This window comes from Bartonella sp. AP21QHHD (assembly GCF_042196205.1).
In the GTDB taxonomy this organism is placed as follows: domain Bacteria; phylum Pseudomonadota; class Alphaproteobacteria; order Rhizobiales; family Rhizobiaceae; genus Bartonella.
The window spans coordinates 56076-72919 of the sequence record NZ_JBHIPT010000027.1; the positions used below are offsets into that span (position 1 = coordinate 56076).

Sequence of the window (16844 nt, forward strand, 5' to 3'; positions counted from 1 at the left end):
AAAAACACAATTTTCTCATAGCTATTGACTTATCAAAAACTTTCTTCAAATGATGCCCTATTCATCTTATCAAATTTATAGATAAAATTTGTATCAATCAAAAAGAACAAATGAAGTTTGTTTAGTCGGTTTCAGCATCACTCTCATTAAAAGATAAAAGATTAAAACTTTGGACCATATGAGGTGGTAAAGGTGCAACAATGTCCAATATTCCTCCTGAAGGATGCGGAATACGAATACGACGTGCATGAAGATGAAGACGATTTTGAATTCCTCCTGGTAATGTCCAATTACTATCAGAAAAAAAATACTTTGTATCGCCAATGATAGGATGATCCATATGGGCTGCATGCACACGAAGCTGATGTGTTCTCCCTGTATAGGGTTCCATTTCAAGCCACGAAAGAGCCCGCCCTCGCGTATCTAAAACGCGATAGTAAGAAACCGCATGATGTGAATCTGGCTCCCCATGTTCACAAACACGCATTTTGTCACCTTGTGCAGTCATTTCCTTAACCATCCACGTTGAAATTTTGTCCTGCTTTTTTTTAGGCACGCCCCGAACCAACGCCCAATAAGTCTTTTTTGTTTCTCGCGCTCTAAAAGCAGCAGTTAAGGACTGAGCAGCTCCCCTTGATCGCGCAACAATAAGCACACCCGACGTCTCACGATCAAGACGATGAACCAAACGCGGCTTTTCACCTTTTTTATTGCGCCATACCTCAAGCATACTATCCATATGACGTGTTAAACCAGAGCCTCCTTGTACAGCCAACCCAGCTGGTTTATTAAAAACAAATACCTTTGGATCTTCATAAAGCAGCATTTTTTTCAAAACGGTCCCATCATCCTGCCCACGAAGTGTTTTATCCGTTATTGAAAGACTCTCCTTGTCATTAATAGGGAGAGGTGGAATACGAACAGCTTGCCCTATACAAAGACGCGTATCGGCTTTAACACGTCCACTATCAACCCGTATCTGACCAGAACGCAACAATTTTTGCAAAGCTCCAAAACCAAGTCCTGGATAATGCACTTTAAACCAGCGATCTAAGCGCATTCCATTTTCATCTGCCTCAACTTTTTTTATTTCTATGCCTGCCATGAAAATTCCCTTACCTGATAATTTTATTGATCTATTTTTGCGCCTTTATAAACACAAAAATTCATATTTTAGTTGGTTTTATCACACCATATTACAGTTAGTATCCAAAATTTCCTTTTCTTAACGTCCAAATTTTATTAGCTAAAAACTAAGCGTTGTAAAAATCAACAGCCTTTACGCTTAATAGCGAATGGAGATAATTAACCGTGTCCTTATTCAAAACCTATGCACGTGTTCTCACTTACCTAAATAGAGAAAAAAATGCATCCCTTTTAATCTGTACCGCTAATGTTATATTAGCTATTATCACTATTGCAGAACCTATTTTATTTGGACGGGTTATTGATTCTATTACAGACAAAACAGCTATCATCCCTACTCTTGCCATTTGGGTTTGTTTTGGACTTTCACATATTATTGCTTATGTCCTTGTTGCTCGCGGTGCTGACCGCTTAGCCCATAGACGCCGCTTAACGGTTTTAACGGAATCTTTCGAACGTATCATTGCCATGCCTTTAATTTGGCATCAACAACGTGGAACTTCCAACGCACTCCATACACTTTTGCGCGCAATAGATTCCATGTCAACCATATGGCTTGATTTTATGCGCCAACATCTCTCAACGCTTGTCGCCTTATTGGTTCTCATCCCCATAGCGTTTAATATGAATTGGCGTCTTTCAATAGTCTTGGTTGTGCTTGCCATCATTTATGTATTAATTGCACGTTTAGTGATGCGAAAAACAAAAGACGGACAAGCCGCTGTAGAATGCTATCATCATAACCTTTTTAAACATGTCAGTGATTCAATCTCTAATGTTTCCATTGTACAAAGTTATAACCGAATAAAAGAAGAAACTTCCATACTGCATCAACATACAAATGCTCTTCTTAAAGCACAAAATCCTGTTCTCAATTGGTGGGCGCTCGCCAGTGGCTTAAATCGAATGGCTTCAACAATTTCAATCGTTTGTGTTCTTCTCCTTGGAGCTTTTTTTGTTGCAAAAGATCAATTACGAGTAGGTGAAGTCGTTGCTTTTGTTGGATTTGCACAACTCATGATTAGCCGCCTAGACCAAATGAGCAATTTTATTAATTGTGCAATATCCTCACAAGCAAAACTGCAAGAATTTTTTGAAATGGAAGACTCAACCTTTCATATCAACGAACCACAAAATCTTCCTTCCCTCCAAAATGTTAAAGGCGCCATACAATTTCATCACGTGACCTATCAATTCCCAAATTCTTCTCAAGGTGTTTTTGATATTTCCTTTGAGGTTAAAGCAGGACAAACTGTTGCGATTGTAGGACCAACAGGGGCTGGAAAAACAACATTGATCAATCTGTTGCAGCGCGTATACGACCCTACCCTTGGGCATATCTCCATTGATGGAATAAATATATGCTCAATCAATCGCGAATCTTTACGCAAATCTCTAGCAACAGTATTTCAAGACTCGGGTCTTTTCAACCGTACTATTCATGACAATATTTCAATAGGAAAAGCGAGCGCAACGAATGAAGAACTTTATGAAGCAGCAAAAATAGCAGAAGCTCACGATTTTATTCTAAAAAAAGCTGATTGTTATAACACAATGGTGGGCGAACGAGGATCTCAATTATCAGGTGGAGAAAAACAGCGACTAGCAATTGCACGCGCTGTTTTAAAAAATGCCCCTATTCTCATTCTAGATGAAGCAACAAGCGCTCTTGATGTTGAAACAGAGGCACGTGTCAAAGATGCTCTCGATTGCATAAGCCATAACCGCACTACTTTTATTATAGCACATCGCCTCTCAACAGTACGCAATGCTGATGTGATACTCTTTCTGGATCATGGTCACTTAATGGAAAAAGGAAACTTTCAAGAATTGATCGATAAAGGGGGACGTTTCTCTAATTTTTTAAAGGCAAGTGGTTTAACAATCAAACCACCAGAAAGAGAAGGAGAAAATGTTATCCCCTTACATGAAGCCATAGCATCATAAAAACGATACTCTTCATAGATCTTATGCAAAAAATGCCTCTTCAATACAATATAGAGTGCTTATATATGATACAAGTAAAAAGATTTCTAAAAATGCCACAATCCATTTTAGGTATTTAAGAAAAATATTAAAACAGTTTAGTATTTTCTCTGCTATTGCAATTTTACTAGATTAGAACAAAAATATTTTCCTATATCTGTGCATATTGACGAGTATACATTCTCATTTAGGGAAAATGTAAAGATGTAAAGGTAAAAACAATTTCCAGTTTTACCGTCTTCTTTTAACTCAGCTTTACGAATTTCAAAACGAACTAAAGTAATATCTTTTAAATAATGAATATTATGTATTGCGTTGCACTTTTGTTTATCACTTTCTTTATAGTCCTCTCATAAAGAACAGAACATCATTGTTTTGCACATTCATATGACTTTTTTTAAGAAACATTTTTCAATGCTCTTAAGCCCATTTCACAACGACATTCGTGAGTGGTTTTGATTAATTTAACATACACAGAATTTAAAATAATAAAACCCTACGAATATTCGTAGCTCTTGTTCAAAAGATAAAACGATAAATTATCATTATAATTCAATATATTAAAGCAATTTCATCATAAATAAATTAGATGTTAATCTAAATATTTAGATTTATGTTATATTACTTTGATTTATATTGATAATTCATTACCTTATAACTTAAAATAAAGATTTATAAAGATAGGAGAATATTCCTTTCAAGACCTTTTAATAATAAACCAAAAAACTGTTTTCTTGTACATAACAAGCAAAATGAAAATAATAGCTCTAAGATACAACAACTCTTTTATAAGCCTTTTCAAGGAAAGAAATTTTATTCATTTGAAAACTAATCGAATAATGATAGCTTATAACTTTATAAGGATAATCGTATGCAATAAATCTTGTATTTTTCCTTTCATAAAAAGAGATGTTTCTTCAAAAAATCTATAAGAGCAACACAATAACTAGTCTCCCTAGTAAAAGAATACACAGCAAAGCATGAAGTGCTGCATAGTCTATCTTATCTTAAAAAGGTGATTCCTGAAACGCTTGGAAGCTATAAAGCCAAATGATAAAGTGGTGATAAAGACAAACACTGTCTTTATCTTTACAATTGTATTTTCCCCAATTACGCTGTATCTGCATTTCAGAAATACACCAGACAGATATTCATGATACATAGATGCCAACCAAATATAACAATGTAAAAAACACCTATGCAGAATGATTTAATTTAATTTTTTTCAAGAAAATCTTTTAGTGCCGCAAATGCCTCATCAGCTTTGTTCCCCTCAGGACCACCAGCCTGTGCCATATCAGAACGGCCACCTCCACCTTTACCACCAAGCATCGCTGAAAGAATACGAACGAGATCTACAGCATTTAACTTATCCGTTAAATCATCCGTAACGCCGACAACAGCACTCCCTTTTCCATCCTCCGAGACACTAATAAAAGCAACCACTCCAGATCCAATTTGTTTTTTCTCAGAATCGACGAGCGCCTTAAGATCCCGTGGTAAAATATTTTTAACAATGCGTCCAGTAAAAGAAAGCCCATTGATGATGGTAATATCACCTTGGCTCCTTTCTGTTACTCCACCACTCAACATCATTTTCTTGCGTACATCATTCAATTCTTTTTCAAGTTTACGACGATCATCAAGCAAAATTCGCACCCGTTCTTCCACACCAGCAGAAGAAGTTTTTAAAAGATCAGCGATTTCATGAATACGTTCATCTTGGCGGCTAAGATAAAGACGTGCTTCTTTGCCTGTTAAAGCTTCAATACGCCGCACTCCAGCTGAAACAGAACTTTCAGAAACAATATGAATTAAACCAATATCACCTGTTCGCTCCACATGTGTCCCTCCACAAAGCTCAATTGACCAACGCTTTTTTAATCTTTCCTGTTCAAGTGGCTCCCCCATAGAAACAACGCGAACTTCATCACCATATTTTTCACCAAACAATGCCATGGCTCCTTCAGAAATGGCCTCATCTACAGCCATGAGGCGCGTTATTACTTTACTATTTTGCAAAATAATCTCATTGGCTAAATCTTCTATTTTTTTCAACTCTTTTGGTGAAACGGATTTTGGATGGGAAAAATCAAAACGCAACCGATCTGGCGATACAAGAGAACCCTTTTGTGTAACATGGTCCCCCAATGTTTGGCGTAAAGCTTCGTGTAACAAATGAGTAGCAGAGTGATTCGCACGAATTTTCTTACGACGAACAATATCAACCGTTAATTCTACACAATCAGACCTCGATGCCTGACCAGATTTCACCTCCCCAATATGGATAAAAACACCATCACCCTTTCTTTGGGTATCATGCACCTTAAAAATAAAATTTTCACCAGAAATGATACCGCTATCACCAATTTGCCCACCAGATTCACCATAAAAAGGTGTCTGATTAACAACAAGCATAGCTTTCTGATCTGAAGAAATATGATCAACAATTTTACCATCACATACAAGAGCTGTAAGAATACCTTTCGCTGTCTCAGTTTCATAACCTAAAAACTCTGTGGCCCCCACTTGATCACGAACAGAAAACCAGATTTTCTCTGTTCCAGCTTCTCCAGAACCAGACCAATTGGCACGTGCCTCCTCTTTTTGGCGTTCCATCGCTTTATCAAAAGCACCAACGTCAACAGATATTCCGCGACGACGAAGAACATCTTGCGTCAAATCAAGCGGAAAACCATAGGTATCATAGAGCTTGAAAGCAACTTCACCATTCAAATAGTCCCCTTCTTTAAGATCGGTACTTGCTTCGTTCAACAAACCAAGTCCTCGTTCAAGCGTTTTACGAAAACGTATTTCTTCTAACCTTAAAGTTTCTGAAATCAAAGATTCAGCACGTGTCAACTCAGGATAAGCTTGTCCCATTTCGCGAATTAAAGCAGGTAAAAGTCGCCACATTAAGGGCTCTTTAGCACCAAGAAGATGCGCATGACGCATAGCACGACGCATAATACGACGTAAAACATATCCTCTTCCTTCATTAGAAGGAAGCACACCATCAGCAATCAAAAATGCAGATGAGCGAAGATGATCAGCAATGACACGATGGCTGGCAATAAAATCACCCTTTGCCTCAATCCCTGTAATTTCTTCTGATGCAGCAATTAATGCACGAAAAAGATCAATATCATAATTATCATGAACGCCCTGTAAAACAGCAGCAATACGCTCTAATCCCATACCGGTATCAATAGAAGGGTGAGGTAAGTTAACACGTTCTTCCTTGGAAACTTGCTCATACTGCATAAAAACAAGATTCCAAATCTCAATAAAGCGATCCCCATCTTCATTAGCACTTCCAGGAGGACCGCCCCATATTTCATCACCATGATCATAAAAAATCTCCGAACAAGGACCACAAGGGCCTGTTTCTCCCATCGACCAAAAATTATCAGCCGTCGCAATACGAACAATTTTTTCATCTGGAAGACCTGAAATTTTACGCCACAGTTCAGCAGCAACATCATCACTCTGATAAACTGTCACCAACAATTTATCTTTTGGCAGGCAAAATTCCTTTGTTAAAAGATTCCATGATAAAAAAATAGCTTCTTCTTTGAAATAATCACCGAAAGAAAAATTACCCAGCATTTCAAAAAATGTATGATGGCGCGCCGTATAACCAACATTATCAAGATCATTATGCTTTCCACCTGCACGAACACATTTTTGTGCCGTTGTTGCCTGCGTATAAGAAGGTTGTTCAAGTCCAGTAAAAACATTTTTAAACTGCACCATCCCTGCATTTGTAAACATAAGTGTAGGATCATTCCGCGGAACAAGCGGACTAGAAGAAAGAACTTTATGCCCATTACGATGAAAATAATCCAAAAATGTTGACCGAATATTATTAACACTATTCATGTTGACACCTGCTCAATACAGCACAAAACCATAAAAGAAAAATCCCCCCTCATTAAATCCTCTTCGCCACGCATGGAGTCAATTTAATCAAAAATGGAATATTTGTTTTAAAAAATTGAGAAAAAAATGACTGCGTATTTAAAAACTCAAACAAAAAAACAGAAAAATCTTAAAGAAAAAAAATTATAGACGACCCCCCCCATCAAATGGCTTCATCACTTTCTATATTTTCTGACCCTGCATTTTCTAACAATTCAATCGCAATCAAACCAGCATTTTGGCGCAAAGCTGCTTCAATCTCTGTAGCTATTTCCACATGTTCACGTAAAAACTGCTTTGCATTCTCACGCCCCTGCCCTAAACGCTGAGAATTATAAGAAAACCATGCACCAGATTTTTCAACAACACCAACCTTGACACCCAAATCAATCAATTCACCTACTTTGGAAATACCTTCACCATAAATAATATCAAACTCAACCTGTTTGAATGGAGGTGCCAATTTATTTTTCACCACTTTAACGCGCGTCTGATTACCAACGATTGAATCCCTATCTTTAATGGATCCAATGCGACGAATATCTAAACGAACAGAAGCATAAAACTTTAAAGCGTTTCCACCCGTTGTCGTTTCAGGAGAACCAAACATCACACCAATTTTCATGCGAATTTGATTAATAAAAACAACCATACAGTTAGAGCGAAAAATTGCTGCGGTTAATTTTCGTAACGCTTTACTCATTAACCGAGCTTGCAATCCGGGCAAAGCATCACCCATTTCACCGTCAATTTCTGCTCGCGGTGTTAAAGCTGCGACAGAATCCACAACAAGCACATCAACGGCACCAGAACGAACCAACGTTTCTGTAATTTCCAATGCCTGTTCACCGGTATCTGGCTGAGAAATGAACAAGTTTTCTAAATCAACACCAAGCTTACGCGCATAAATAGGATCAAGCGCATGCTCTGCATCAATAAAAGCACAAATCCCACCACCTTTCTGTGCCTCAGCAATAGCATGGAGAGCCAATGTTGTTTTCCCAGAACTTTCTGGTCCATAAATCTCAACAATACGCCCCTTCGGTAATCCACCAATCCCTAAAGCAATATCCAAGGATAACGATCCTGTTGGAATTGTTTCAATTTCAACAACCTGCTCTTTTTGCCCAAGACGCATAATCGAGCCTTTACCAAAAGAACGTTCAATTTGTGAGAGAGCAGCATCGAGAGCTTTTGTTTTATCCACGATTATATCCTTGACCGAATTCATAATAACCTAAAACTTTAGTGTATACTGTACTTTTAATTTAACTAAAGGCTTGAGTTTAGAGTTTCACAGACTATTTCCATTCCTATCTCCACATTATGTCCATAAACATTCATGACCATCACAATAAAGAATTGGCATTGCTTATCTTATGACACATAATAAACTCCAATAAAGTAATATCTCTATGGGAGCATAGTTAACATATTTATATCTCTCTAGAAAAGGAACAATTTAATTTTAAACACAATGTTCTACAACCCTTCTGCTTATCCCTTTGATTAAATACTTGAGAGACTAAGAATTCTCCCGCTATTGATCACACAAAAAACGCATCATCAATCAACCTCATACCCTATTGCATCGAAGAACAAAACGCTATTGTGTTGCATATTCATGCACTTGATTTAAGAAACATCTCTCAAAACTTCCAAGCTCATTTTGTGACAACACCTATGAATGTGGTATACTGCAAAACCCTTTAGGCACCACCATCTTTACTCTATAGAAGGAGCAAGCCGGCACCATCACACTATTTATCATCCTCCAATATTGCAACAGCTCTCGGCACTTGAGACAATTCATAGGAGGGATTTTTAGTCCTTTCTTGTACAGTTTTTATCACACGCTAATCCTGCTTGTAACATGCAAGCGAATAACTTGATTGCTTCAACAAATAACAGACTTGGGATGAGAGAAATTTACGGTATTTGAAACTTTCATTCAACTTACGAAACAGTTAATTATCATTATAAGTCAATATATTATTTAATAAAACCAAAAAAAATAAAGCAGCTTAAAAGTTGAATGATATATTTAAATTTGAAAAAATATGCACTTTTGAAGATATCAAAAAAATCTCTACAAGCAATGCAATAAATTGTTTAAAATATAAGCTAAATTTCTCATACAATAACATAAGAGATCAATAAAAAACGTATTTCAACTCAAATTTTATTTTGATCTTTACGTTTTTTGCGCAACTGTTGCCACCACTCAAGACGTTTCACAATTTCACGCTCAAAACCACGCTCAACTGGTTTATAATAACTCTGACGTCCAAGTTTTTCGGGAAAATATTCTTGTCCTGAAAAAGCATCTGGTTCATCATGGTCATAACAATAACCACTTCCATACCCTTCTTCCTTCATAAATTTCGTAGGAGCATTAAGAATATGCTTAGGAGGTGGTAAAGAGCCATTTTTGCGTGCACAACGCAGTGCTGCTTTATACGCAAGATATGCTGCATTTGACTTTGGCGCAGTTGCAACATAAAGACATGCTTGCGCCAAGGCCAACTCTCCTTCTGGTGATCCTAAATAATCATAGGCATCTTTTGCTGCATTACAAATGACAAGAGCTTGAGGATCCGCCAAACCAATATCTTCAACGGCCATACGAACCAATCTTCGCCCAATATAGAGAGGATCTTCACCAGCATCCAACATACGTGCCAAATAATAAAGCGCAGCATCAGGATCAGATCCACGAACGGATTTATGCAACGCTGAAATGAGATTATAATGCCCATCTCGTCCTTTATCATAAATAGGCGCACGACGCTGAATAACTTTTTGCAAAGCAACAACATCAAGAATCTCTCCCAATGGCGCAATAGACCAAACTTCCTCTGCCAATGTTAACGCAACCCGCGCATCACCATCAGACATCTCTATCAAAACGTCTCTGGCATCATTATCCAAGGGAAGAGTTTTTCCCTCCACTTCTTCAGCACGCCTCAAAAGCATGTCCAAACTTTCATGATCATGAGAAAGAAATGTTAAAACACGTGCACGCGAAAGAAGGGCAGCATTCAGTTCAAAAGAAGGATTTTCGGTTGTTGCACCTATAAGTACCACAGTACCCTCTTCCATCACAGAAAGAAAACTATCCTGCTGTGCACGATTAAACCGATGAATTTCATCAACAAAGAGAAGTGTTTTATCCCCAGATATAAAACGCCTCTGCGCAACTTCAAAAATCTTTTTAAGTTCAGAAACTCCTGTAAAAATAGCAGAAACCTGTTCAAACGCGAAATTTGTTTCAAGGGCTAACAAACGTGCAACGGTCGTTTTTCCCGTCCCTGGAGGTCCCCAAAAAATCATCGATCCAATTGAGCCTGTTGCCGCCATACGTGAAAGCAAACCATCCTCTCCAATCAAATGCTTTTGTCCCACAACATCATTGAGAGAACAAGGGCGCATTCTTTCTGCAAGTGGCTGATTTTTATTAACTTGAAAATCAAACGACGAAGTAAAAAAATCTTTCTTCAAAAAAAAACCTCAACGAATAAATTGGCGAATATACATACCATCACGTTCATATTCCAATTGCCACATATTTGAGCGACCTTGCATAAGAACCTTTTTCAACTGATGAACTGTTTGAATTTTATGGCCATTTACAACACGTAGAATATCTCCTGACTGAAAAATTCCAGCTGCATTGCTCATTTCCTCAAGATTGGTAATCACAACCCCTTTTGCAGATATAGGAAGATGAAAACGTCGACTATTTTGCGGTGTTAAATCTAACACCTCAGCACCAGCAAGAGGACTGTCACCCGTAATTTTTTCAGATTTTAAAAATGCAGTTTCTGATATTGATGAAACTGTTATTTGTGTTTTTAAAGTTTTTCCACTTCGTAAATATTCCAAGGCAAGACTATGCTCAACGTCAGCTGTCATCAAACGATAACCAAGACTATCTGGACTGTCAACGCGTACCCCCTGCACACTCAAAATAACATCACCTACTTTCAATCCAGCTTTTTCAGCAGGACTATCTTTGATAACTTCAATAATCAGAGCACCATAGGGACGTTCTAAACCTAAACCACCAGCAATATCAGCTGTAACATTTTGAAAAGAAGCCCCAATATAAGGCGGCACAAAATATTTTCCACCGCGTTTAACAGTATCAAGCATCACTTTTACAAGATTAACTGGAATAGCAAAACCAATCCCTACAGAACCACCGGAACGCGAATAGATAGCCGTATTAATTCCGATTAACTGACCTTTCATATCAATTAAAGCGCCACCAGAATTCCCTGGATTAATGGCTGCGTCTGTTTGAATAAAAAAGTCAAAATCAGAAATCCCAACACGTGTACGCGCTTGCGCTGAAACAATACCACTTGTAACTGTTTGACCAACACCAAAGGGATTACCAATAGCAAGAACAAGATCACCAACTTCAACAGTATCAGAATTTCCCAAAGAAAGAGCCGGAAATTGAGCATCTTTTTCCTTAACTTCAAGAATTGCAATATCAGTTGCTTCATCTTTGAGCACGACCTTACTCTCAAACTCCCGTCCATCAGAAAAAGCCACTTTAATTTCGCTTGCATCTTTAATGACGTGGTAATTTGTAACGATCAAACCACGTGCATCAACAATCACCCCTGATCCTAATGACGATTGCTTACGAACAGGAAATTTATTTTGAAAACGACCAAAAAATTGCTCAAAAAATGGATCGCCTTCAAAAGGTGATCGAGCTCTAATTTGTCGAGCTGCATAAATATTTACAACAGATGGAACTGTCTTTTTAACTAAAGGAGCAAATGAAAGGGTGATTTCTGTTTGTGTTTGAGGAACATGAGCATATACATGATCAAATGATATCTGCATCATAATTGCAAAAAAAATCCGCACCCAAAAAGAATACCTCATAATCCACTCCTTATAAAATCAGCACATTCTGTTGAAGATTAATAGAATAAAAAAACGTATCCCCGCAAATTAAGGACCTCTATTAATATTTCATAATAGAGAATAAAAACAACCTATTTGAACAATAAATATTATAAAAATAAGATAATTCAATATTCTATAATTTTCTCTCTGCACCTATTTCTCAACTAAAACAAACTTAAAAATGCTCACAAAAAAACCGCCCAAGACAAGGCGGCCTTTAAAAATCCAACAGAATAAAAAACTCTACGAAGATGTTCCCTTTTCATTCTCAGAAGCTTCCATGCGAGCACGATCCCCAGCACCCTTCGCTTCAACATCACGATCAACAAATTCTATAACAGCCATGGGCGCATTATCACCGGTACGAAACCCCGCTTTCATAATACGCAAATACCCACCGTTGCGTGATGCATAACGTGGCGCAAGCGTATCAAATAATTTTGCAACCTTTCCTGCATCACGAAGTGCTGCAATAGCTTGCCGACGCGCATGCAAACCACCACGCTTACCAAGAGTAACGAGTTTTTCAACAATAGGACGAATTTCCTTAGCCTTTGGTAGTGTTGTCACAATCTGCTCATGCTCGATCAACGAAGTTGCCATATTTGCAAACATCGCTTTACGGTGACTGGCAGTACGGTTCAACTTGCGTCCTGACTTACTATGGCGCATAAGCCCTCTCCTTAAATTCTAATTTTAATATTGATCTTCATAACGTTTTGCAAGATCATCAATGTTTTCAGGCGGCCACGCAGGAATCTCCATCCCAAGATGTAAACCCATACACGCCAAAACTTCTTTAATCTCATTCAACGACTTGCGACCAAAGTTCGGTGTCCGAAGCATTTCAGATTCTGTTTTCTGAATCAGATCACCAATATAGACAATATTATCATTCTTAAGACAATTTGCCGAACGAACTGAAAGTTCTAATTCATCCACTTTTTTGAGAAGAGCAGGATTAAAAGAAAGCTCAGAATCAGCCTCTTCAACAGGCTCCTTCTGTGGCTCTTCAAAGTTAATAAATAACGATAATTGATCCTGAAGAATGCGTGCTGCAAAAGCAACAGCATCCTCACCATTAACAGCACCGTTTGTTTCAATCGTGAGCGTTAATTTATCATAATCGAGAACTTGACCTTCGCGTGTATTTTCTACTTTATAAGATACCTTACGGATAGGTGAATAAAGACTATCAATTGGAATAAGCCCTATACGTGCATCATCAACACAATTACGATCAGATGGAACATACCCCTTTCCTGTGTTGACAATAAATTCCATACGAATTTCAGCTTCTTCATCAAGAGTACAAATAACATGATCTGGATTTAGAATTTCCATATCCCCAACTGTACTGATATCTCCCGCTTTCACGACACCAGGCCCCTCTTTATAAACGACGACACGTTTAGGCCCTTCTTCTTCCATACGAAGCGCAATTTCTTTTATATTCAGAATAATATCCGTAACATCCTCACGCACACCTGGAATCGATGAAAATTCATGCAAGACACCGTCAATCTGCACAGCAGTAATAGCAGCACCACGAAGCGAAGATAACAAAACGCGACGAAGCGCATTTCCTAACGTTAAACCAAAACCACGCTCAAGAGGTTCAGCAATCACACTTATAATATTTGGATTATCATGTGCACATGATTCAACCTTATTGGGTTTAATAAGTTCCTGCCAGTTTTTCTGGATCATATTTTTATTCCCGTTCTTTAGTTCCGTTACCATTCAATCGTAACGACCAATGTGAACATCAGAGAAATCTCCGACAACAAAAAACAACACCCAATTAAACACGCCGCCTTTTCCGCGGACGACATCCATTATGAGGAATTGGTGTTACATCGCGAATAGAAGTAATGACAAAACCAACAGATTGCAATGCACGTAAAGCAGATTCACGCCCTGATCCAGGTCCACAAACTTCAACTTCCAAAGAACGCATACCATGCTCTTGCGCTTTTCTTGCACAATCCTCCGCAGCAACTTGAGCAGCAAAAGGTGTCGATTTACGCGCACCTTTAAACCCCTGAGCTCCCGCAGATGACCAAGCAATTGCATTACCCTGAGCATCAGTAATAGTAATCATTGTGTTATTAAATGTTGAATTAATATGCACAACACCCGATGAAATATTTTTACGTTCGCGACGACGAACACGTGTGGCTTCCTTGGCCATAATTTCCCTTTCAACGATCTCATCACTGCCGTAACATCAGCAGCTCCACCTTTTTTCCTTGTCAAACAAATCAAACAAGAAAAAGAATATATAAAAAACCTTCCACAAAGGCCCTTATTTCTTCTTACCGGCGATTGCCTTAGCCGGACCTTTACGTGTACGGGCATTCGTATGTGTACGCTGTCCTCGGACAGGCAAAGATCGGCGATGACGCAATCCCCGATAACAACCAAGATCCATCAAACGCTTAACATTCATAGCAACCTCACGACGAAGATCACCTTCAACTTGATACCCCTGATCTATTGCCTCACGAATCTGCAGCACCTCAGCATCTGAAAGCTCATGCACACGACGCCCCAAAGGAATGCCAACTCTTTCAATAATTTCTTGAGCAAATTTTGGTCCAATCCCGTGGATATATTGAAGCGCAATAATTACACGCTTATTTGTCGGGATATTGACGCCAGCAATACGAGCCACGCCTACTCTCCTTAGTTATTTTGACAAATTGTTATAAAATACCTGATATACTTTACAGAAAAAAATAGACTCAGAAAAAAAATTCTTCCGAATCCTATTATCTCACTAAAATAAATTAAATTCACTTTTGATAGATTTCATCTCAAAAGTCAACTCTTTTCATTTATTTCTAAAAAAAAATCTCATGAAAGAAACCCTCTAATCATACGTGTCACTTCAGCAACACCAATCATTCCATCAATAACCTTCAACATTCCCCTCTCTGAATAAAATTTTGATAAGGGAGCTGTTTTTTCACGATATTCTACTAATCTTTTTGCAAAAGCAACAGGATTGTCATCTAAACGAACCTGTCCACCAGTCGCTATTGTTTCCTCAACACGCTTCTTCATACGTTCAATCAACACGTCTTCATCAACACACAATTCAATAACAGCATTAAGCCACATATTTTTTGAATCCAGTATCTGTTGCAACGCTTCTGCTTGCCCCACAGTTCGCGGATATCCATCCAAAACAAAACCGTTTACACAATCAGCTTCATCAATCCGATCTGATACGATTTGATTAACAATACTATCAGGTACCAAAGCACCAGAACTTATAATAGCTTTAGCTTTTTTACCAATCTCCGTTTCTTTGGCAATCACCTCACGCAACATATCCCCTGTTGATAAATGAGGAATGTTATATTCCTCAGTCAACATTTTTGCTTGCGTACCTTTTCCCGCTCCAGGAGGACCTAAAAGAATAACTCTCATCGATTCCTTCTACCTCCACGAAGTTTTGATTTTTTTATCAACCCTTCATATTGGTGGGCAACAAGATGCCCCTGAATTTGAGCAACCGTATCAAGTGTAACAGTAACAACAATCAACAAGGATGTTCCCCCAAGATAAAAAGGAACCTGTAATGCAGATATCATAAATTCAGGTAACAAACAAACCAAGATAATATAAATAGCGCCCACAACAGTAATACGCGTCAAAACGTAATCAATATATTCGGCTGTACGCTCACCTGGACGAATCCCTGGAATAAAACCAGAATGTTTTTTCAACTGATCTGCAGTATCACTTGGATTAAACACAATAGCTGTATAAAAAAAGCAAAAAAACGCCATTAAAAATGCATAAACAATCATATAAAGTGGCTGTCCATGACCAAGAGCATAAGAAATCTCCTGAACCCATTGTGGCATTTTATCAGAAAAATTATTAATAGTGGCAGGTAATAATAATAAAGATGAAGCAAAAATAGGTGGAATAACACCAGCAGTATTCAACTTTAAAGGAAGATGCGACATATCTCCTTGAAACATTTGATTACCGACCTGACGTTTCGGGTATTGGATAAGAATTCGCCGTTGCGCACGCTCTATAAAAACAATAAGCCCAATAACCAAAACAGCAATAAGAACGATTCCTATTAAAAGAAAAGTTGATAAATCAGCCTGACTATGAGCTGTCAAAAGCTGAGCAAAAGTAGAAGGAAAGTTGGCTACAATCCCTGTAAAAATGATAAGAGAAACCCCATTACCAATACCACGTGACGTAATTTGCTCGCCAAGCCACATAAGAAACATCGTTCCGCCAACAAGCGTAATAACAGAAGAAATACGAAACATAAGACCTGGTTCTAAAACAATTTGAAGCCCCGACCCTATACCGCTTTCAAGCGCAACCGCAATACCAAAAGCTTGTAGAATTGCCAATACGACTGTTACATAACGCGTATATTGATTGATAATCTTACGACCTAAATCCCCTTCTTTTTTAAGAGTTTCCAAAGAAGGAATAATAGATGTTAACAATTGCACAATAATAGATGCCGATATATAAGGCATGATACCCAGCGCAAAAATAGCCATACGCCCAACGGCACCTCCAGCAAACATATTAAAGAGTCCTAATACACCCGACGCGTGATGTTCAAATGTTTGCCGCAAAGCATCGATATTGATACCTGGAAGAGAGATGTAAGTGCCAAAACGATATACAAGAAGCGCCAACAGAGTAAACCAGATGCGTTTCTTTAATTCAGTTGCACGAGAAAAGGTGCCGAAATTTATATTGGAAGCAAATTGCTCTGCTGCTGATGCCATAAAACGTCTCCACTTTACACTCCAGTTCTTCAAATCACAGAAGTATAATCCTAAAATTCATATATGCATACACAAACAAAT

General features: G+C 38.1%; 12 protein-coding genes. 1 reads left to right on the top strand and 11 read right to left on the bottom strand.

Translation table 11 applies throughout. From position 1 onward, the window contains the following. Window positions 1-121: 121 nt before the first annotated feature. Window positions 122-1105, bottom strand: a complete 984-nt coding sequence (locus ACFIMC_RS02785) for an RluA family pseudouridine synthase (RefSeq protein ID WP_375632409.1) — start codon at window positions 1103-1105, stop codon at window positions 122-124. A gap of 206 nt (window positions 1106-1311) precedes the next feature. On the opposite strand from ACFIMC_RS02785, the gene ACFIMC_RS02790 reads away from it, so the two are divergent. Then, window positions 1312-3093, top strand: a complete 1782-nt coding sequence (locus ACFIMC_RS02790) for a glucan ABC transporter ATP-binding protein/ permease (protein ID WP_375671851.1) — start codon at window positions 1312-1314, stop codon at window positions 3091-3093. A 1254-nt stretch (window positions 3094-4347) separates the two neighbouring features. On the opposite strand, the gene alaS is transcribed toward ACFIMC_RS02790, so the two are convergent. The 10 genes from alaS to secY all read right to left on the bottom strand — a co-directional run bounded on the left by alaS (window position 4348) and on the right by secY (window position 16763). Further along, entirely contained in the window at window positions 4348-7014 is a 2667-nt protein-coding gene (alaS, locus tag ACFIMC_RS02795; protein WP_375668429.1) for an alanine--tRNA ligase, read from the bottom strand. A gap of 202 nt (window positions 7015-7216) precedes the next feature. After that, window positions 7217-8260 (bottom strand): recombinase RecA, encoded by a 1044-nt coding sequence (gene recA / locus ACFIMC_RS02800; RefSeq protein ID WP_273791424.1) that lies wholly within the window; start codon window positions 8258-8260, stop codon window positions 7217-7219. A gap of 968 nt (window positions 8261-9228) precedes the next feature. Continuing rightward, entirely contained in the window at window positions 9229-10554 is a 1326-nt protein-coding gene (locus ACFIMC_RS02805; protein ID WP_375613137.1) for a replication-associated recombination protein A, read from the bottom strand. 9 nt (window positions 10555-10563) lie between these two features. Next, on the bottom strand, window positions 10564-11958 hold the full coding sequence (locus ACFIMC_RS02810) for a DegQ family serine endoprotease (RefSeq protein WP_375613138.1): 1395 nt from the start codon (window positions 11956-11958) through the stop codon (window positions 10564-10566). Between the two features lie 267 nt (window positions 11959-12225). Then, complete coding sequence (rplQ, locus tag ACFIMC_RS02815) at window positions 12226-12654, bottom strand: 50S ribosomal protein L17 (RefSeq protein ID WP_273791421.1); 429 nt, start codon at window positions 12652-12654, stop codon at window positions 12226-12228. 24 nt (window positions 12655-12678) lie between these two features. Beyond that, window positions 12679-13692 carry a DNA-directed RNA polymerase subunit alpha gene (locus tag ACFIMC_RS02820; RefSeq protein WP_375611485.1) on the bottom strand — a complete coding sequence of 338 codons (1014 nt, stop codon included), beginning with the start codon at window positions 13690-13692 and terminating at the stop codon, window positions 12679-12681. Window positions 13693-13786: 94 nt separating this feature from the next. After that, window positions 13787-14176 (bottom strand): 30S ribosomal protein S11, encoded by a 390-nt coding sequence (gene rpsK / locus ACFIMC_RS02825; RefSeq protein ID WP_007347762.1) that lies wholly within the window; start codon window positions 14174-14176, stop codon window positions 13787-13789. A 114-nt stretch (window positions 14177-14290) separates the two neighbouring features. After that, window positions 14291-14659 (bottom strand): 30S ribosomal protein S13, encoded by a 369-nt coding sequence (gene rpsM / locus ACFIMC_RS02830; protein ID WP_026500557.1) that lies wholly within the window; start codon window positions 14657-14659, stop codon window positions 14291-14293. Window positions 14660-14841: 182 nt separating this feature from the next. After that, window positions 14842-15420: an adenylate kinase gene (locus ACFIMC_RS02835; protein ID WP_375613140.1), complete on the bottom strand. Its 579-nt coding sequence runs from the start codon at window positions 15418-15420 to the stop codon at window positions 14842-14844. Beyond that, entirely contained in the window at window positions 15417-16763 is a 1347-nt protein-coding gene (secY, locus tag ACFIMC_RS02840) for a preprotein translocase subunit SecY (RefSeq protein WP_375611483.1), read from the bottom strand. The genes ACFIMC_RS02835 and secY overlap by 4 nt, the downstream gene beginning before the upstream one ends. Between the last annotated feature and the right edge of the window lie 81 nt (window positions 16764-16844).

What these genes read in the sequence shown, in the direction of transcription:
- ACFIMC_RS02810 (WP_375613138.1), bottom strand. Translation starts at nt 11,958, where the DNA reads ATGAGGTATTCTTTTTGGGTGCGGATTTTTTTTGCAATTATGATGCAG.
- secY (WP_375611483.1), bottom strand. Translation starts at nt 16,763, where the DNA reads ATGGCATCAGCAGCAGAGCAATTTGCTTCCAATATAAATTTCGGCACC.
- rplQ (WP_273791421.1), bottom strand. Translation starts at nt 12,654, where the DNA reads ATGCGCCATAGTAAGTCAGGACGCAAGTTGAACCGTACTGCCAGTCAC.
- alaS (WP_375668429.1), bottom strand. Translation starts at nt 7,014, where the DNA reads ATGAATAGTGTTAATAATATTCGGTCAACATTTTTGGATTATTTTCAT.
- ACFIMC_RS02785 (WP_375632409.1), bottom strand. Translation starts at nt 1,105, where the DNA reads ATGGCAGGCATAGAAATAAAAAAAGTTGAGGCAGATGAAAATGGAATG.
- ACFIMC_RS02820 (WP_375611485.1), bottom strand. Translation starts at nt 13,692, where the DNA reads ATGATCCAGAAAAACTGGCAGGAACTTATTAAACCCAATAAGGTTGAA.
- ACFIMC_RS02835 (WP_375613140.1), bottom strand. Translation starts at nt 15,420, where the DNA reads ATGAGAGTTATTCTTTTAGGTCCTCCTGGAGCGGGAAAAGGTACGCAA.
- rpsK (WP_007347762.1), bottom strand. Translation starts at nt 14,176, where the DNA reads ATGGCCAAGGAAGCCACACGTGTTCGTCGTCGCGAACGTAAAAATATT.